Genomic DNA, 16604 nt, shown 5'->3' on the forward strand with positions numbered 1-16604 from the left:
GGTTCAGCTCAGCAGGTAGTTGATCTTGTGGGTCAGGCGGCGAATCGAGTCTTCGGTGAACAGCAGCAGCAGGTCGAAGTGAATGTCCTGGCCTTCCAAGCTGTAGCTGATCTCCACCGCCAGGGTTTTCTTCCAGCGCTTCTGATTGAGCTGGATCAGGTGGTCGATGGACGCATGCAGGCCCAGCAGTTGCGGGTGGCCCTGGGAAAAGCGCACATCGATCTGTTCAGCCAGGCCGGACAGGCAGGCGCCGATCAGGATGCTGGCCAGGTCGAGGAGCATCTCGGCGGTTTCCGCGTCGTCGGCGGGTTGCCAGCGCATCAGGCGCGCCATGTCGGCGACTTCCGAGTCATGGAACAGCAGTAGCGCTTCGCCGGCGATGCCGTCACCGATGAACCCTTGGCAGACCGCACTGAGACGTTCGCCGCGCTGTGCGTCGAGCAGGGTCATGTGCAGCTCGCTGACCTCAAAAATGTTCACCTGGGGCACCGGCAGTTGCACGAAGACGCCCAGCACCTTGGCCAGCAGTGCGGCAGCACGGCCCATGGCGACGTTGGTCACCTCGCGCAGGGCATCGCGGAAGTTGATCTTCAGTTCCAGCTCGGCGCGTGGCGCTGGCGGGGCGCTGCTTGGCTGGTTGGCGGCCTGGTACAGGCCGTGGCGTTGCAGGGTTTCCAGAAGCAGCGCGGGGTCGGCGGGTTTTTTCAGGAAATCCAGGGCGCCCAGCTCGCGTACCCGACGCACGGCTTCATCTTGCACGTCACCGGAGACCACGATGACCTGGCTCTGCAAGCCTTCGGCCTGCAGGGCCGCCAGAGTCTGGTAGCCATCCAGCACCGGCATGGTCAGGTCGAGCAGCATGATCGGGCCTAGCCCCTGGCGGATCGCCGCGAGGGCTTCCTCGCCATGGGCAGCCTGGGTAATGGAAACCGGCCAGTCGGCCGGCAGCGCGCGGATCAGTTGCTTGCGCGCCATGGCGGAGTCGTCGCAAACCAGAAGCGGAATCACCGTATCGTTACCACCTGTTGTTGTGCCTGCCGGTTCGCAGGCCGGCTTGGCTCAAGCATAGTCGTCTCGTCGGCGCTTCGCCCAGCTTTTCCGCGTGGTTGTTATGCCAGCCAGGTGAGTACCCCGTGGGCGGCCTGGCGACCGCTGGCCAGGCAGGCGGTAAGCAGGTAGCCGCCGGTAGGCGCATCCCAGTCGAGCATCTCCCCGGCACAGAACAGGCCGGGCGAACGCTTGAGCATCAGTCCATCGTCCAGTTCGTCGAGGGCGATACCGCCGGCCGTGCTGATCGCTTCGGTCAGCGGACGCGGTCGGCACAGCGGCAGGGTCAGCTGTTTGATCTGGGCGGCAAGCTGGGCCGGTTCGGCCAGCGCACTGGCCGGTGCCAGCTCGCGCAGCAGCGCCGCCTTGGCACCGTCGAGGCCCAGTTGGCGCTGCAGGTGGCGAGCCAGCGAGGCTTTGCCGCGGGGTTTGCTCAGGCGCTGCAGGACGTGCGTCGGGCTGAGTGCCGGCAGCAGGTCGAGGTGCAGCAAGGCTTGGCCGTGCTGATTGATCTGCGTGCGGATGGTGCTGGACAGGGCATACACCAGGCTGCCTTCCACGCCGTGGGCGGTGAGGATGAATTCGCCCAGTCGCGGCGGCTGGCCAGGTAGGGCCAGGCTGACATTTTTCACGGCGGCGCCCGCCTGACGGGTCAGGTGCTCGCTCCAGCCGGGGCCGTCGAAGCCGCAGTTGCTCGGTTGCAGGGCATTGACCCGGATGCCGCGGGCCTGCAGTGGCGCCACCCAGCTGCCATCCGAGCCCAGCTTGGGCCAGCTGGCGCCGCCTAGCGCCAGCAGACAGGCCTGCGCGGTGATCAGGCGCTCGCCGTCCGGGCTGGCGATGCGCAAGGCACCCTCCGCGCTCCAGCCCAGCCAGCGGCTGCGCGTGTGCAGGCGCACCCCCTGCTGACGCAGGCGGCGCAGCCAGGCACGCAGCAGCGGTGCGGCTTTCATTTCGCGGGGAAACACCCGGCCACTGCTGCCGACGAAGGTTTCGATACCCAGGCCATGCACCCAGGTGCGCAGCGCCTCGGCATCGAAGTGCTCCAGCCAGTCGGCGACCCGTGGCTGGCCGCTGCTGTAGCGCTGGATGAACTGCGCCTTGTCCTCGGCATGGGTGATGTTCAGGCCTCCGACCCCGGCGAGCAGGAACTTGCGTCCCAGCGAAGGCATGGCGTCGAACAGGTCGACTGGCACACCGTGGCTGGCGAGTACTTCGGCGGCCATCAGGCCGGCCGGGCCACCGCCGATGATGGCCACGCGAGTAGAGGATGACGTGCAGGCAGACATGGGGCAGGGGTCGCAGAATGAGAAAGGCGATTGTAGCGCAGTGATATTCGGCTGGTGTTCGTGGCGCTGTGCCACTAAGGTAAAAAAGTCAGGATTTCAGGTTGCCCGCTGCTCATGGCTGTCTCGCGGATTGAAAAGTTGTTCCCCGGTGTGCCGGACAACCCTTATGTGCAGCAACTGGCGCGAGGCTTTGGCCGTCTGCAATTCATGCCCGAGCTGGAACGCCAGTATCTGGATTTCATCGGCCTGGCGGCGGTACGTCAGCGGCGCATCGCGATTGTCCTGGCGTTACTGGTTTGGCACTTGTTCGTGGCCCTGGACGCTCAACGCATTGGCGCGCTGGAGAACTTCCAGCAATATCCGCAGGATCTGCAGTGCCTGCTTGGCTTGCGCTGGGGGGTGGCCGGTGTGCTCTACCTGGGTGGCCTGCTGGTGCTGTTTAGACGCATGCAGAAATTCATTCTGCCGGTAACGCCCTGGTTGATCCTGCTCTGTGGGGTGGCTACCGGGGTCATCAATATGCTGTATACCCGCGCGGGTTTTTCCGCCTCCTACGATGGGGTCATCCTGCTCACCATCGCCGTGTTCTTCCCGCTGGGCATGACGCTCTACAGCAGCCTGTGGGCCGGTCTGGGCATCGTTTTCGGCAGCCTGCTGATCGGCAACTGGCTGCTGCACGGCGAGGCGCTGGGGCAGTTCAACCTGAGCATGTTCTACTGCTTCCTGGCGGTGATCGTCAGCGCCAGCGGCGCTTACCTGCGCGAGTACAGCCAGCGCGAGCAGTTCCTGTCCCGCCACTTGCTGCACTGGATGGCCGAGCGCGATGGGCTCACCGGCCTGTACAACCGGCGCAGCTTCGACCAGCGCCTGCCGCTGCTGCTTTCCCAGGCGCGGCGTGCCAGGGCGGCTGTGGCGCTGGTGCTGGTGGATATCGATCATTTCAAGCCGTTCAACGACCATTATGGGCATCAGGCCGGGGATCAGGCCTTGCAGCAGGTGGCGCGTCTGCTGCAGGGGTTTGCCCGGCGTCCGCTGGATATGGCGGTACGCTTGGGCGGTGAGGAGTTTGCCCTGGTGCTGTATGGCGAAAGTGCCGAGGGGCCGCAGCAGGTAGCCGAACAAGTGCGCCAGGCCATCGAGCAATTGGCTATTGCGCATGCCGCCTCACCTTCCGGCTGCGTACTGACTGCCAGCCTCGGTCTGGCGCTGAGCGGGTCGGCGGAAAGCCTTGATCATCTCTACCATCAGGCTGATCAGGCGTTGTACCGGGCCAAGCATGCTGGCCGAAATCGCGTCGAACACGGCTGAAGTCCGGCAGCCGGCGCGGGGAAAAATCATTATCCTTGGCCACTGCCTGCGACCTGCGGTCGCGCCTGTTTGCCTGGAGATGCGTGATGACCCAAGTGCTCGACGACCTGGTGGCTTTGCTGAGCCTGGAAAAGATCGAGGAAAACCTGTTTCGGGGCGGTAGCCAGGACCTTGGCTTTCGCCAGCTGTTCGGTGGCCAGGTGCTCGGCCAGTGCGTGGCGGCGGCCAGTCGTACGGTCGAGGAGGCCCGTCATGTGCATTCGCTGCATGGCTATTTCCTGCGCCCCGGTGATGCCCGTGCGCCGGTGGTCTACCAGGTCGAGCGTATCCGTGATGGCAGCAGCTTCAGTACCCGCCGGGTCGTGGCCATCCAGCATGGTCGGCCGATCTTCGCCTGCAGCGCCTCCTTTCAGTATGACGAGCCGGGCTTTGGCCATCAGCCAAGCATGCCGGAAGTGCCCGGTCCCGAGCAGTTTCTCTGCGAAACCGAGTTGGCCAGGCGGGTCGAAGCGTTGATTCCAGAGCGCTTGCGTGAGCGGGCACTGAGCGACAAGCCGATCGAGATTCGTCCGGTTACGCAGATCAATCCGTTTGCTCCGCAGGCGTGCGAGCCGGTGAAGTATGTGTGGTTTCGCGCAGCCGGCAATCTGCCCGACGAACCGCAGCTGCACAAACTGCTACTGGCCTATGCCAGTGACTTCAACCTGTTGACTACCTCGCTGCAGCCTCATGGCGTGTCGGTGTTCCAGAAGTTCATGCAGGTAGCCAGTCTCGACCATGCCCTGTGGTTCCATGCCGACCTGCGCATGGACGACTGGCTGCTGTATGCCATGGACAGTCCCTGGGCGGGCAATGCCCGTGGCTTTGCCCGCGGCAGCATCTACAACCGCGCTGGCCAGCTGGTGGCTTCGGTGGCCCAGGAAGGCCTCACCCGGGTGCGTGAGGACTGGAAGTGACGATTCGTCCGGCGCTGCGTCTGGCCGAGCGGCGGCACTGGGTGTTCGACATGGACGGTACCCTGACCCAGGCGGTGCATGATTTTCCGGCGATCAAGCGAGCGCTGGGGATCGCCGAGCAGGAGGATATTCTGCAGCACCTGGCCGCTCTGCCGGCGGCCGAGGCGGCAGTCAAGCATGCCTGGTTGCATGACCACGAACAGCTGCTGGCACGGGCGGCGCAGCCCGCGCCTGGGGCTGTCGAGCTGGTTCGTACGCTGCGCGCGCGCGGCTGCCGGCTTGGCATACTGACCCGCAACGCCCAGCCACTGGCCCTGCTGACCCTGCAGGTTATCGGCCTGGCTGACTGCTTTGCGCCTGCCCAGATCATTGGCCGCGACGAGGCGCCGCCCAAGCCGCATCCTGGTGGATTGTTGCAGCTGGCCGCGGCGTGGCAGGTGGCTCCGCAGCACATGGTCATGGTTGGTGACTACCGCTATGACCTTGACTGCGCGCGCGCCGCGGGCGCCTGCAGTGTGCTGGTCAACCTGCCCGATAACCCTTGGCCCGAGCTGACCGACCTGCATGTGCAGGATTGCCGCCAGCTCCTGGCTTGCCTGGGCTTGTCGGGCGAGGATGTCACTGCGCCGGATAGGCGCTGATCACTTCCTCGCGGCCCTGCTTGTCCAGGCCGATGACCTGGTAGGCGTCGACCCGGCCGGTTTCCATGCCGGGCGAGCCGTGCGGCATGCCGGGTACGGCCAGCCCGCGCAGCGCGGGACGCTGGCCAAGCTTGAGCACGTCGGCCGCCGGTACGTGGCCTTCGACGAACTGCCCGTTGATCACCCCGGTATGGCAGGAGGCCAGGCGTGGCGGTACGCCGAGCTGCTGCTTGATCTCACTCATGTTGTCGACCACATGGTCGGTCACACTCAGGCCATTGGCCTGCAGATGATCGATCCAGTCGCTGCAGCAGCCGCAGTTGGGGTCGCGATAGACGTCGATATGCACAGGCTCGGCAGCCTGCAGCGAACCGGCCAGCAGTAGACCGGTGAAGAGCAATGCGCGCATGGGGGTTCTCCCGATAATGACCTGGTCAGTTTATGCTGCGGCGGACAACTTCCCAAGTGATGAACAGCCGCATGGCGGCGAGGAGTGCAACAGGGTGATGCAACGAGTCTTTCTGCTGCTGCAGGCCATGATTCTGCTGGCCTTTGGCCTGGCCTACCTGCTGCGGCCGCATGAAATGGCCAATCTGAGCGGCATGCTGCTCATGCAGGCGGCGGCGATCAGCGACGTACGTGCCTACTACGGCGCGCTGCAGATGGGCCTGGCCGCTTACCTGGTGCTGGCGCTGACGCAGCACCTGGCGCGTGCGGCCTTGTTGCTGCTGCTGGTGCTGTACAGCGCGCTGGTGCTGGGCCGACTGGCCGGGCTGTGGCTGGATGGCGGCCTGCAGCAGACCTTCAATCTCTACGCGCTGCTGTTCGAGCTGGTCTCCGCGGGGTTGGCCGGCTACCTGTTGCGTCGCGGCGCTTAGCTGGCGACGAACACGCAGCGGTTACGTCCGCCGTGCTTGGCCTGGTACAGCGCGCTGTCGGCAGCGCGCAGGCTGCGCTGATAGTCCGGGTGGCCGTCATGCAGGGTCACGCCGATGCTGACACTGACCTGTAGGGTGACCCCCGCGGGGAGCAGCAGTCGCTCATCGGCGACCCGCTGGCGGATGCGTTCGGCGAGCATCTGCGCGTTGGCCGCGTTGGTGTCCACCAGCAGCAGAAGGAACTCCTCGCCGCCGTAACGGAAGGCGTAGTCGCCACCCCGCGTGCTGTTGCCGAGGATACTGGCGACCTGCTGGAGTACCAGGTCGCCTGCCTCGTGACCGTACTGGTCGTTGACCTGCTTGAAATGATCGACATCAATCATCAGCAAGGCGAAGCTGCTGGCGCTCTTGCGTGCATTGGCGACCTGTTTGCCCAGGACCACGGGCAGGAACTTGCGGTTGAGCATCTGGGTCAGGGTGTCGCGGCCGTTTTCGATATCGCTGGCACGCTCGAAAAGATGTTCCAGCAGGTAGTGCACGGCCTTGGCTGCTTCGCGGATTTCCCGTAATTGCTCCAGGGCGCGAGGGCTGCCCTGGGTGAAGGCGGGCAGGTACAACTCATCAATTTGTGCCAGGTGCTGGTCGATCTGCTGCATCTCCGGCGCGCCCTGGAAGCTGTCCTGGGCCTTATGGCGGAACCACAGGCCGAATTCGGACTTTTGCGCACGTGGTAGCTGATGGGCCGGGCTGCCGGCGGCGATTTCGAACATCAGCTGGTTTTCCCAGTCGAGCAGTGCGGCACGCTGGCGCTCGCGCTCGGTGCCGATGTTCTGTGACACGGAAAATAACCGATAGGCTTCTTCGGCGCGGGAGTTGCGGTCGTGCGCCAGGGTGTAGGCGTGGCTCATCAGCTCCATGGCGATATCTATGCTGTCAGAGGCAAAGCCAATGGCCGCAGCCAGTTCTCCATCACTGAAGGCCTGGCTGAAGTGGCTGAACAGGCGTTCCTTCAGGCAGCGCGCACCGCGCAACACCAGACTGATGGGGATGTCGACACGGGCATGGATTTCGCCGATCTGCTTCTGCAGGGCGACCTGCGCGGGGAGTTCGGCATCATCCTGCAGGGCCAGCAGACTGCTGATCCAGCGCTGCATGGAAGGCTCCAGGCGCTCCTTGACCTTGTGGTGGGCAAGGAATTGCCCTGCGTGGGCATCACTGCCCATTTGTGCGTAGAAGTGTTCTGCGAGGTCGGCGCGGTGCTGGCTAGCCAGCTCGGCAACACGCTGGCGGAGTCCGGCAGGATGACGTTGCAGAAGCAGTTGCCAGTCTTGGCTGAGGCGTTGCTGGGTGTTGGGCATGGCCGTTTCGGGGTGCTGGTGCCTTGGCCTCCTGCCTGACGGGGGGCTGACTTGCCTGTCAGCTTTGCTAGGCCCGGCAGTGTAAGGCGATTGCCTGCTGGCAACTAGCCGGCAGTGCACGTTAGCGGCGTTGCAGGAGGACGCCGCTTTCCATGTGATGCGTCCAGGGGAATTGGTCGAACAGCGCGCACTGTGTCACCTGGTGGGTGTCGTTGAGGCGTGCGATGTCGCGGGCCAGGGTCTCCGGGTTGCAGGAAATGTACAGAATGTTGTCGAAGCGCCGGGTCAGCTCGCAGGTGTCCGGGTCCATGCCGGCGCGTGGCGGGTCAACGAACACTGCGCCGAAGTCGTAGGACTTCAGGTCGATGCCGGCCAGGCGACGGAACGGGCGCACTTCGTTGAGCGCCTGGGTCAGTTCTTCGGCGCTCAGGCGCACCAGTTCGATGTTGTCGATGGCGTTGTCAGCCAGGTTGGCCAGCGCGGCGTTGACCGACGTCTTGCTGATCTCGGTGGCCAGAACCTTCCTGACCCGGGTGGACAGCGGCAGGGTGAAGTTGCCGTTGCCGCAGTACAGTTCGAGCAGATCGTCGTCGCGCGGGCCGAGGGTGTCATAGGCCCATTGCAGCATGTGCTGGCAGACCGTGCCGTTGGGCTGGGTGAACGCGCCTTCCGGCTGGCGGTAGCGGAACGTGCGTCCGGCCACGGTCATTTCTTCTTCGACGTAATCGCGGCCAATCACCAGGCGCTGGCCGCGCGAACGGCCGACCAGGCTGACACCCAGCCTGGCGGCAAGCTGCTCGGCCTCGGCCTGCCACGCGGCATCCAGCGGGCGGTGGTAGCACAGGGTGATCAGTGCATCGCCGGCCAGCGTGGTGAGGAATTCGACCTGAAACAGCTTGAACGACAGCACCCGGCTGGCCTGCCAGGCCGCCTTGAGCGGCGGCATCAGCGTGTTGATGCGCTGGCTGGCGATAGGGAAGTCATTGATGAGAATCGGCGTGTGCTTGTCGCCGGCCTCGAACATCGCATAGTGACGCTCTTCCTGCTCGCGCCACAGGCGGAACTCCGCGCGCAGGCGATAGTGCGACAGCGGCGAGGCAAACACCTGTGCGGGCGGTGCGGCAAAGGGAGCCAGCAGCTCGTGAAGGCGCTGCTGTTTGGCCGCGAGCTGGGCCGCATAGGCGTCGGGAGTAAAGGCTGGCTGGGACATGCGCGGCTCGCGTGACGATAGGCAAGGGCCGCGTAGGGTAAAGGTGAGGCGAGCGCCGGGCAAGCGCCGCCGGGCGCGCCAGGTTCAGGGCTGGGTGGGTTCGGCAGGCGCGGCAAACTCGCTGGCCCGCAGTTCCAGCAGGTAGTTGCGGAAGATCTGCCCGAGGATCTGCGTGGCCGTGGAATGCTCGCTGCGGGTCATCTGCGAGGCGACCAGATCAGCGGCATCCATGGCGGCATCGGAGCCATTGATCGAGGCCATCTTCAGCACGATGTAGGCCTGCACGCGATTGGCCGGTACGCCTTCGCCGCGATAGAACATGCTGCCCAGGCGCAACTGTGCTTCGGCGTGCCCCTGCAGCGAGGCCTGCTCGAACCAGTGCAGGGCCTGTTGCAGGCGTTCGGGATCCTGCTCGGCGCGAGCCTGCTCCTGGAGCAGATCGGCCAGTTCGAATTGCGCCTGGCTGTCGCCCTGTTCGGCCAGCGCCTGACAGTCGGCCAGCGCCTGTGGCAGGGCCTCGGCGGCCAGGTCTTCGAGGTTACAGCGGCTGCTGGCGGGGATCAGCAAGCTGTTGCTGGCCAGGACAAGGGGTGTGCTTCCAAGCAGCAGGCAGCCGATGAGCAGGCTGCGGCCAAGGTGTTTCATGGTGACTGTGGCGCCTCAGGATGCGCGGGGGCGGATACCGCCGCCCGTGCATTATGGGCCAGGGGTGGGGCCGGGATAAAGGCCCAGCTGGCTATTCCTGTGGCTTTTGCAAGGCCAGCAGGCTCAGCAGCAGCCAGAGCAGCAGGCCGTAGGCCAGCGACAGCAGCAGCGGTACGACAAAGGCCGGCAGCGCCCACAGGCCATGCATCACCAGACCGGCGCCGACAAAGGCCGGCAGCGCAGCCAGGGCCAGGCGCAGCGGGCGACTGCTGGGGCCGTGGAGCAGGCCGCCGTACAGCAGCAGGGCCAGGCTGCCCAACTCCAGCAACAGGCGGTAGTCAGCCAGGTGTCCCATTTGCCGGAACAACTCGAAGAACGCACACAGGCCGAGAATCGCCCGTCCCCAGGCCGGACGACTCCAGTGCCAATGGCGTGCCAGGGTCAGCACGGCGAGGGCCAGTAGCGGCTGGCCGAGCAGGCGATGGGCCTGCTCCAGCCAGGCGCTGGCTTCCTGCCAGGCACCGCCGGCCAGCCAGTGTGCCGGCAGGCTGCTGGCCGCGCTGGCAGCGGCCAGGGCAAAGCCAAGTTGGCTGGCAAACAGCACGCCCTGCCAGCTTTCCGGTTGCTGGCGGCGTGCCTGGCCGAGCAGAAGCAGGGCGCCCAGACCGACCAGTGCCTGCATCAGCAGGCTGAGCAGCAACAGCAGGCTCATAGCTGGGCGAAGGCGCGCTCGGCAGCATCCAGAGTCAGCTGCAGCTCGTGGTCGCCGTGGGCAATGGAGGTGAAGCCGGCCTCGAAGGCGCTGGGTGCCAGGTACACGCCGCCGTCCAGCATGAGGTGGAAGAAGCGCCGGAAGCGTTCCACGTCGCTGGCCATGACGTCGGCAAAGCTGCTGATACTCGGCCGCTCATTGAAGTACAGGCCGAACATGCCGCCCGCCTGGGTGGTGGTGAAAGGGATGCCCGCCGCGTTGGCGCGCTCCTGCAGGCCGGCGAGCATGCGCCGGGTGTAGTCGCTCAGCTCGGCGTGGAAACCGGGGCGGCTGATCAGACGCAGGGTGGTCAGGCCGGCGGCCATGGCCAGCGGGTTGCCCGACAGGGTGCCGGCCTGGTAGACCGGGCCGAGCGGGGCGACGCACTGCATGATCGCGCGCTTGCCGCCAAAGCAGCCAACCGGCATGCCGCCGCCGATGATCTTGCCGAAGGTCGACAGGTCCGGGGTGACGCCGTAGTGCGCCTGGGCACCACCGAGGGCCACGCGGAAACCGGTCATCACTTCGTCAAAGATCAGTACCACGCCGTGCTTGTCGCAGGCCGCGCGGAGTCCTTCGAGGAAGCCGGCGGCCGGCGGTACGCAGTTCATGTTGCCGGCGACTGGCTCGACGATGATGCAGGCCACGCTGTCGCCGGCCTCGGCAAGGGTCTGCTCGACGGCGGCCAGGTCGTTGTAGGGCAGGGTCAGGGTGTGTTTGGCGAAGTCGGCCGGCACCCCGGCGGAGTCCGGTACACCCTGGGTCAGCAGGCCCGAGCCGGCCTTGACCAGCAGGCTGTCGGAGTGGCCGTGGTAGCAGCCTTCGAACTTGATGATGTTGTCACGCCCGGTATAGCCGCGCGCCAGGCGGATGGCGCTCATGGTGGCTTCGGTGCCGGAGCTGACCATGCGCACCATCTCCATGGACGGCACGATGGCGCAGACCAGGTCGGCCATTTCCACTTCCAGGGCGGTCGGCGCGCCGTAGGACAAACCGTGCTCCAGCTGGCGGCGTACCGCGTCGAGCACCTCGGCATGCGCATGGCCGAGGATCATCGGCCCCCAGGAGCCGACATAGTCGACGTAGCGCTTGTCGTCTTCGTCGATCACGTAAGCGCCCTGGGCATGCTTGAAGAACAGCGGTGTGCCGCCCACGCCACGGAAGGCGCGCACCGGCGAATTGACGCCGCCGGGGATGTGTTGCTGGGCGTTGGCGAACAGGCTTTCGGAACGGGACATGGGCATGCTCTCTGATCAGGAACAGGTAAACAGGGATGTGAAGGCGTGCGCGCGGCGCTCGACTTCTGTGACGTCGGGAGCGGCAAACAGTGCGTGAACCACCGCCAGCAGGTCGGCACCGCTGGCCAGCAGGCTACCTGCGTTGTCCAGGCTGACCCCGCCGATGGCGGTGAGCGGCAGGCTGAAGCGGCGGCGCGCCTGCTCCAGCAGTGCCAGGCTGGCGCTGGGCGCGCCGGGTTTGGTCTGCGAGGTGAAGAAACGCCCGAAGGCCAGGTAGCTGGCACCGGCATCGCGGGCCTGCTCGGCCAGCGCCAGGCTGGCATGGCAGGTGGCGCCGAGCAGGGCCTGCGGGCCAAGGCGGGTGCGCGCGGCGGCCAGCGAGCCATCGCCCTGACCGAGGTGCAGGCCCACACCGAGCTGTGCGGCCAGTTCCAGGTCATCGTTGATGATCAGCTGTGCGCCATACTCGGCGCACAGTTCGGCCAGTGCCGTGGCTTCGGCCAGGCGGCGTTGTGCATCGGCGGACTTGTCACGGTATTGCAGCAGGCGTGCACCGCCACGCAGCGCCGCCCGGACATAGGGCAGCAGGCGGCCATCGGCCAGCAACTGGCTGTCGGTGATGGCGTACAAGCCGCGCAGCGGCACGTTCATCCACAGAAGTCCAGTGGCAGGCGACGCGGTACGAACTGGCCGCGTCCAGGCGCTTCGGCATCACGCAGGGTACGCCAGGTGTAGTCGAGCGCCGTGCGTACCGCGCTGACCAGGCCTTCGCCGTGGGCCAGGCGCCCGGCCAGGGTGCTGGCCAGGGTGCAGCCGGAGCCGTGGTAGCTGCCGGGCAGGCGCATGCAGGTGAATTCGTGACGGCTGCCGTCGCGCAGGTACAGGCGGTTGTGGATCTGCTCCTCGTCGCCATGCCCGCCGGTGATCAGCAGGCTCTGGCAGAACGGCAGGAGTTTCTCGGCGCATTCATCGGCACTGCCCTCGGGCAGCTCGGCGAGGATGCGCGCCTCGGGCAGGTTCGGTGTGGCGACGGCGGCGATCGGCAGCAGGCGCTCGCGCATGGCATAGCCGACGTCGTCCTTGCCCAGAGCGCCGCCGCCGCCGGCACGTAGCACCGGGTCGCAGACCAGCGGTACGCCGGGCAGCGCCTGCATCAGTTCGAGTACGGTATCGACCATCTCGACGGAGCCGAGCATGCCCAGCTTGACCGCGGCGACCGGCAGGTCGGCGATCACCGCACGGGCTTGGGCGAGTACCCAGTCGCGGTCGAGCACGCGGAAGTCGCTGACGTTGACTGTGTCCTGCACGGTCAGCGCGGTGACGGTCGGCGCGGCATGGCAGCCCTGGGCGAGCAGGGCTTCGATATCCGCCTGCAGGCCTGCGCCCCCGGAGGGATCGTGGCCGGACAGACAGAGGACAACGGGACGGGAAGGCTGCATGTTCATGGCGGCGAAGCTTACCACCAATCTGCGCCGGCGGGCTTGGCGCAGGGCGCGCGCCGCTGTCGCAGGCTGGGCAGAAAATGGCCAAAGCGTCACATGTGCCGACCGGATCGTCGCTTTATCCAAGGAGTGAATGCTGATTCACTGGTTATCAAATGAACCAGGATTCAGATCATGGCTTATCGCACCACGCCGCAGCGCCTTGACCGTGACCAGCAGCTGCGCCAGCACATCCTCGGCTGTGCCCTGCAGCGGGTGGTGCAGGGCGGTTTTGCCGCCCTGACCATGCAGGCGCTGGCCGAGGATGCGGGGATTGCCACGGGCAGCCTGTACCGGCATTTCGCCAACAAGGGCGAGTTGTCCGCCGAGGTGTTTGCCTTGGCCAGTCAGCGCGAGATCGATGCCCTGGGTGCGGTATTGCAAGGCCCGGGCAGCCCCGCAGAGCGCCTGCGCGATGGCCTGCGGCTGTTCGCCGCGCGTGCCTGGCACAGCCGGCGTCTGGCCTTTGCGCTGATTGCCGAGCCGGTGGAAGAGGCGGTCGATCACCAGCGCCTGCGTTATCGCCAAGCCTATGCCGGGCTGTTCGAGCAGTTGCTGGAGCAGGGGCGTGCCGCCGGCCAGTTTCATTACCCGGCACTGCGCATCACCGCTGCCTGCCTGGTCGGCGCGATTGCCGAAGCGCTGGTCGGGCCGCTGGCGCCGCATCAGGAACACCCCCGCGCCGACGCGCAACTGGCGCTGTTGAGCCACAGCGTCAGTCATTTCTGTCTAAGCGCCCTGGGCGCCGATCTGTCGATCCTGGAGAGCCAATCATGAATCCGCAGTCCTATGCCGAGACCCACGAGGTGTTCAACCAGGTGCCGCCGCTGGATGGCGCCAACCTGTATGCCATCGACCTGCCTTTGCAGGAATGGCTGCGCCGTTACCCGGCTGGCTGGGCTGAGGCCCGCCTGCATGCCTACGGCGCCCTGGCCGGTGGTCCGCTACTACAGGCCGGCTTCCTGGCCAATGAGCACAAGCCGCAATTTCGTACCCATGACCGCTATGGCCGGCGCATCGACGTGGTGGACTTTCATCCGGCCTACCACGAGCTGATGCGCACCGCCATCGAGCATGGCCTGACCTCGCTGCCGTGGACTCAGCCGCAGCCCGGCGCGCATGTCGCGCGGGCCGGCCTGACCTACCTGCACAGCCAGGTCGAAGCGGCCAGTGGCTGCCCGCTGACCATGACCTTCGCTGCCGTGCCGGTGATCCGCCAGCAGCCCGAGCTGGCCGAATTCTGGCTGCCCAAGGTACTGGCGACCCAGTACGACCCGCGTAATGTACCGGCCAGCGAGAAAGCCGGGGTCACCATTGGTATGGCCATGACCGAGAAACAGGGCGGCACCGATGTGCGCGCCAACACCACGCGCGCCTACCCGGTAGGGGCCGCCGGCCCAGGCCAGGCCTACGAGCTGGTCGGCCACAAGTGGTTCTGCTCGGCACCGATGTGCGACGCCTTCCTCACCCTGGCGCAGACCGACCAGGGGTTGTCCTGCTTCCTGCTGCCGCGTCACCGCCCGGATGGAACGCGCAACCAGTTCTATGTGCAGCGCCTGAAGAACAAGCTGGGCAACTGGGCGAATGCCTCCAGCGAAGTGGAGTATCGCGGTGCGCTGGCCTGGATGGTCGGCGAGGAAGGCCGTGGGGTAGCGACCATTATCGAAATGGTGGCGATGACCCGCTTCGACTGCATGGTCGGCTCAAGCAGCCTGATGCGCCAGGCGCTGACCCAGGCCATCCACCATTGCCAGCATCGCCAGGTAGGCGGCAAGCGCCTGGCCGAGCAACCGCTGATGCAGAACGTGCTGGCCGACCTGGCCCTGGAAAGCGAGGCCGCGCTGGCGCTCAGTCTGCGTATGGGACATGCGCTGGATAACCAGCAGGACCCGCAGCAGGCACATTTCAGCCGGCTGGTTACCGCCATCGGCAAGTACTGGATCTGCAAGCGCGCCCCGGAAATGATCGCCGAAGCCAGCGAGTGCCTGGGGGGCGCCGGCTATGTCGAGGAAACCATCCTGCCGCGGCTGTACCGCGAAGCGCCTGTCAACTCGATCTGGGAAGGCTCGGGCAACGTGCAGTGCCTGGATGTGCTGCGCGCGCTGCACAAGGAGCCGGGTGTGCTCGATGCGCTGTTTGCCGAACTGGGCGATGGCCATGGCGATGCCCGCCTGAAGCGGCAGATCGAGGGCATCAAGCGCGACTTCCATGACCGCGAGGATATCCAGTACCGCGCCCGGCAGATCACCGAGGACGTCGCCGTGGCGCTGCAGGCCAAGCTGCTCCTGGAAGCCGGCAACAACACGGTCAGCGACGCCTTCATCCTCAGCCGCCTGGAGCGTCATGGGCATGCCTACGGCACCCTGCCGCGCGGCGTGGACGTACCCGCCCTGCTGGCGCGCAGCGCGCCGCAATGGGGGTAATCAGTCGCTGAACGCTGCCCTGTTTGCGGGGCAGCGATACCTTCAGGGCTGTTTCTGCAGCTCTTCGAGCAGGCGCAGGTCGGGGTAGCCGTCGGCGGGCCAGCCGAGGCTTTGTTGATAGGCGCGGATTGCCCGGCGGGTATTGGCGCCGATGATGCCGTCTGCCGGGCCGGGGTTGTAGCCGCGCGCCTGTAGGGCTTCCTGTAGGCCGATGCGCTGGCTGCGGCTGAGTGGCTGGTCGCTGCGTGGCCAGCTGGCGCGTACGCCGGGACGACCGAGCAGGGCGTCGCTGAGCAGGCCGATGGCCAGGCCGTAGCTGGTCGAGTTGTTGTAGCGCAGGATGGCGCGGAAGTTGTCCATCACCAGGAAGGCTGGGCCGCGATGGCCGGCGGGCAGGATCAGGCTGGCGCGCAGCTGAAGGTCGCCACCGGGCGGCAGCTGCACGCCACGTTGCGCCCATTCGGCAAGACTCAAGCGCAGACTGTCGTCGGCCAGGGCGTAGTCGAAGTGGTTCGGCAGGCTGACTTCAAAGCCCCAGCGCTGCCCCCGCTGCCAGCCGGAAGCCTGCAGGTAGTGCGCCGCAGAAGCCAGCGCGTCGCTGCTGGAGTGCCACAGGTCGCGCTTGCCGTCGCCATCGAAATCCACCGCGTGGCTCAGGTAGGTGGTCGGCATGAACTGTGTCTGGCCCATGGCACCGGCCCACGAGCCGCGCATCTCGGCCAGGCTGATATCGCCGCTGTGGAGGATCTGCAGGGCGGCCAGCAGCTGTTCCTCGGCGAATTGCGGGCGGCGGCCATGGTGGGCGAGGGTTGCTAGCGAGCGGATCACCGACTGGTTACCCATGAAGCGGGCAAAGTCACTCTCCATGCCCCATACCGCAACCAGGATCTGACGCTCGACCCCATAACGTTGTTCGATGGCCTGCAGGGCATTGACGTGCAGCGCCATCAGGCGTTGCCCTTGGCGTACCCGGCTGTTGGCCAGCGCGCTGTCCAGGTAAGCCCACACGGGGCGGCTGAATTCCGGCTGGCTGCTGTCGGCCTTGAGGACCGCAGGGTCGGGTTGCAGATCGTCCAGCGCGCTGTGCAGCAGACTGGCCGGCAGGCCGCTGGCCAAGGCGCGACTACGGAAGGCTTCGCGCCATTGCGCGAAGCTCAGTGTGCTCTGGCTGGCATCGTCTGGGGTGGCGGTGCTGGGGGAGACGAGCGCGGTACCCGCTGCGTTGGACTGCAGGACGGTTTTGCCGGCTTCGGCGCAGGCGCACAGGCTGAGCAGGGAGCCGAGCAGCAGGCAAGCCAGGCGTGCGGGAGCGGCGGGGTAGGGCATTGGTGCGGGTAACTCATGGCATGGGCTGGAGGCGCCAACCTTAGCATGCCGGC

At 66.2% G+C, this 16604-nt stretch carries 17 protein-coding genes; 6 read left to right on the forward strand and 11 right to left on the reverse strand.

Annotated features, from left to right (window positions below; translation table 11 throughout):
• Positions 1-3: 3 nt before the first annotated feature.
• A complete protein-coding gene (locus CW360_RS16425; protein WP_229727223.1) occupies positions 4-975 on the reverse strand; it encodes a response regulator in 972 nt (323 codons plus the stop codon).
• A gap of 134 nt (positions 976-1109) precedes the next feature.
• A complete protein-coding gene (locus CW360_RS16430; RefSeq protein WP_101194423.1) occupies positions 1110-2336 on the reverse strand; it encodes a TIGR03862 family flavoprotein in 1227 nt (408 codons plus the stop codon).
• A 114-nt stretch (positions 2337-2450) separates the two neighbouring features.
• Between CW360_RS16430 and CW360_RS16435 the strand changes: the two genes are divergently transcribed.
• From CW360_RS16435 to CW360_RS16445, 3 genes are all read left to right on the forward strand, one after another.
• Positions 2451-3644, forward strand: a complete 1194-nt coding sequence (locus CW360_RS16435; RefSeq protein WP_101194424.1) for a GGDEF domain-containing protein — start codon at positions 2451-2453, stop codon at positions 3642-3644.
• Between the two features lie 86 nt (positions 3645-3730).
• Positions 3731-4600: an acyl-CoA thioesterase II gene (tesB, locus tag CW360_RS16440; protein ID WP_101194425.1), complete on the forward strand. Its 870-nt coding sequence runs from the start codon at positions 3731-3733 to the stop codon at positions 4598-4600.
• 14 nt (positions 4601-4614) lie between these two features.
• A complete protein-coding gene (locus CW360_RS16445; protein ID WP_101194462.1) occupies positions 4615-5241 on the forward strand; it encodes an HAD family hydrolase in 627 nt (208 codons plus the stop codon).
• Here CW360_RS16445 and CW360_RS16450 read toward each other — a convergent pair.
• Positions 5219-5650 (reverse strand): DUF411 domain-containing protein, encoded by a 432-nt coding sequence (locus tag CW360_RS16450; protein WP_101194426.1) that lies wholly within the window; start codon positions 5648-5650, stop codon positions 5219-5221. The two genes, CW360_RS16445 and CW360_RS16450, sit on opposite strands and share 23 nt — an antisense overlap.
• Before the next feature lie 97 nt (positions 5651-5747).
• Here CW360_RS16450 and CW360_RS16455 point away from each other — a divergent pair, with 97 nt between their 5' ends.
• Positions 5748-6119, forward strand: coding sequence for a DUF4345 family protein (locus CW360_RS16455; protein WP_101194427.1), 372 nt, complete (start codon positions 5748-5750; stop codon positions 6117-6119).
• Here the strand turns inward: CW360_RS16455 and CW360_RS16460 are convergent.
• From CW360_RS16460 to CW360_RS16490, 7 genes are all read right to left on the reverse strand, one after another.
• Positions 6116-7477: a diguanylate cyclase gene (locus CW360_RS16460; protein ID WP_101194428.1), complete on the reverse strand. Its 1362-nt coding sequence runs from the start codon at positions 7475-7477 to the stop codon at positions 6116-6118. The two genes, CW360_RS16455 and CW360_RS16460, sit on opposite strands and share 4 nt — an antisense overlap.
• 121 nt (positions 7478-7598) lie before the next feature.
• The gene (gene trmA / locus CW360_RS16465) at positions 7599-8687 is read right to left on the reverse strand and encodes a tRNA (uridine(54)-C5)-methyltransferase TrmA (RefSeq protein WP_101194429.1); all 1089 of its coding nucleotides are present in this window, start codon (positions 8685-8687) and stop codon (positions 7599-7601) included.
• 84 nt (positions 8688-8771) lie between these two features.
• Positions 8772-9332, reverse strand: coding sequence for a tetratricopeptide repeat protein (locus CW360_RS16470; RefSeq protein ID WP_101194430.1), 561 nt, complete (start codon positions 9330-9332; stop codon positions 8772-8774).
• Between the two features lie 91 nt (positions 9333-9423).
• A complete protein-coding gene (locus CW360_RS16475) occupies positions 9424-10044 on the reverse strand; it encodes a hypothetical protein (protein ID WP_245874740.1) in 621 nt (206 codons plus the stop codon).
• Positions 10041-11321: a glutamate-1-semialdehyde 2,1-aminomutase gene (hemL, locus tag CW360_RS16480; protein ID WP_101194431.1), complete on the reverse strand. Its 1281-nt coding sequence runs from the start codon at positions 11319-11321 to the stop codon at positions 10041-10043. The genes CW360_RS16475 and hemL overlap by 4 nt, the downstream gene beginning before the upstream one ends.
• 15 nt (positions 11322-11336) lie before the next feature.
• Positions 11337-11966: a thiamine phosphate synthase gene (thiE, locus tag CW360_RS16485; protein WP_101194464.1), complete on the reverse strand. Its 630-nt coding sequence runs from the start codon at positions 11964-11966 to the stop codon at positions 11337-11339.
• A 2-nt stretch (positions 11967-11968) separates the two neighbouring features.
• Positions 11969-12766, reverse strand: coding sequence for a hydroxymethylpyrimidine/phosphomethylpyrimidine kinase (locus tag CW360_RS16490; RefSeq protein ID WP_101194432.1), 798 nt, complete (start codon positions 12764-12766; stop codon positions 11969-11971).
• A 171-nt stretch (positions 12767-12937) separates the two neighbouring features.
• Between CW360_RS16490 and CW360_RS16495 the strand changes: the two genes are divergently transcribed.
• The gene (locus CW360_RS16495) at positions 12938-13579 is read left to right on the forward strand and encodes a TetR/AcrR family transcriptional regulator (RefSeq protein ID WP_093985606.1); all 642 of its coding nucleotides are present in this window, start codon (positions 12938-12940) and stop codon (positions 13577-13579) included.
• The gene (locus CW360_RS16500) at positions 13576-15225 is read left to right on the forward strand and encodes an acyl-CoA dehydrogenase family protein (RefSeq protein WP_101194433.1); all 1650 of its coding nucleotides are present in this window, start codon (positions 13576-13578) and stop codon (positions 15223-15225) included. Before CW360_RS16495 ends, CW360_RS16500 begins: the two co-directional genes overlap by 4 nt.
• A gap of 42 nt (positions 15226-15267) precedes the next feature.
• On the opposite strand, the gene CW360_RS16505 is transcribed toward CW360_RS16500, so the two are convergent.
• Entirely contained in the window at positions 15268-16551 is a 1284-nt protein-coding gene (locus CW360_RS16505) for a lytic murein transglycosylase (RefSeq protein ID WP_101194434.1), read from the reverse strand.
• Positions 16552-16604: the final 53 nt, after the last annotated feature.

The organism is Pseudomonas fluvialis, from assembly GCF_002835605.1.
Classification (GTDB): domain Bacteria; phylum Pseudomonadota; class Gammaproteobacteria; order Pseudomonadales; family Pseudomonadaceae; genus Aquipseudomonas; species Aquipseudomonas fluvialis.

Bases quoted from the DNA above. Each gene is read 5' to 3' on its own strand.
- CW360_RS16425 (WP_229727223.1), bottom strand. From the start codon at position 975: ATGGCGCGCAAGCAACTGATCCGCGCGCTGCCGGCCGACTGGCCGGTT.
- CW360_RS16430 (WP_101194423.1), bottom strand. From the start codon at position 2,336: ATGTCTGCCTGCACGTCATCCTCTACTCGCGTGGCCATCATCGGCGGT.
- CW360_RS16435 (WP_101194424.1), top strand. From the start codon at position 2,451: ATGGCTGTCTCGCGGATTGAAAAGTTGTTCCCCGGTGTGCCGGACAAC.
- tesB (WP_101194425.1), top strand. From the start codon at position 3,731: ATGACCCAAGTGCTCGACGACCTGGTGGCTTTGCTGAGCCTGGAAAAG.
- CW360_RS16450 (WP_101194426.1), bottom strand. From the start codon at position 5,650: ATGCGCGCATTGCTCTTCACCGGTCTACTGCTGGCCGGTTCGCTGCAG.
- CW360_RS16455 (WP_101194427.1), top strand. From the start codon at position 5,748: ATGCAACGAGTCTTTCTGCTGCTGCAGGCCATGATTCTGCTGGCCTTT.
- CW360_RS16460 (WP_101194428.1), bottom strand. From the start codon at position 7,477: ATGCCCAACACCCAGCAACGCCTCAGCCAAGACTGGCAACTGCTTCTG.
- trmA (WP_101194429.1), bottom strand. From the start codon at position 8,687: ATGTCCCAGCCAGCCTTTACTCCCGACGCCTATGCGGCCCAGCTCGCG.
- CW360_RS16470 (WP_101194430.1), bottom strand. From the start codon at position 9,332: ATGAAACACCTTGGCCGCAGCCTGCTCATCGGCTGCCTGCTGCTTGGA.
- CW360_RS16475 (WP_245874740.1), bottom strand. From the start codon at position 10,044: ATGAGCCTGCTGTTGCTGCTCAGCCTGCTGATGCAGGCACTGGTCGGT.
- hemL (WP_101194431.1), bottom strand. From the start codon at position 11,321: ATGTCCCGTTCCGAAAGCCTGTTCGCCAACGCCCAGCAACACATCCCC.
- CW360_RS16490 (WP_101194432.1), bottom strand. From the start codon at position 12,766: ATGAACATGCAGCCTTCCCGTCCCGTTGTCCTCTGTCTGTCCGGCCAC.
- CW360_RS16495 (WP_093985606.1), top strand. From the start codon at position 12,938: ATGGCTTATCGCACCACGCCGCAGCGCCTTGACCGTGACCAGCAGCTG.
- CW360_RS16500 (WP_101194433.1), top strand. From the start codon at position 13,576: ATGAATCCGCAGTCCTATGCCGAGACCCACGAGGTGTTCAACCAGGTG.
- CW360_RS16505 (WP_101194434.1), bottom strand. From the start codon at position 16,551: ATGCCCTACCCCGCCGCTCCCGCACGCCTGGCTTGCCTGCTGCTCGGC.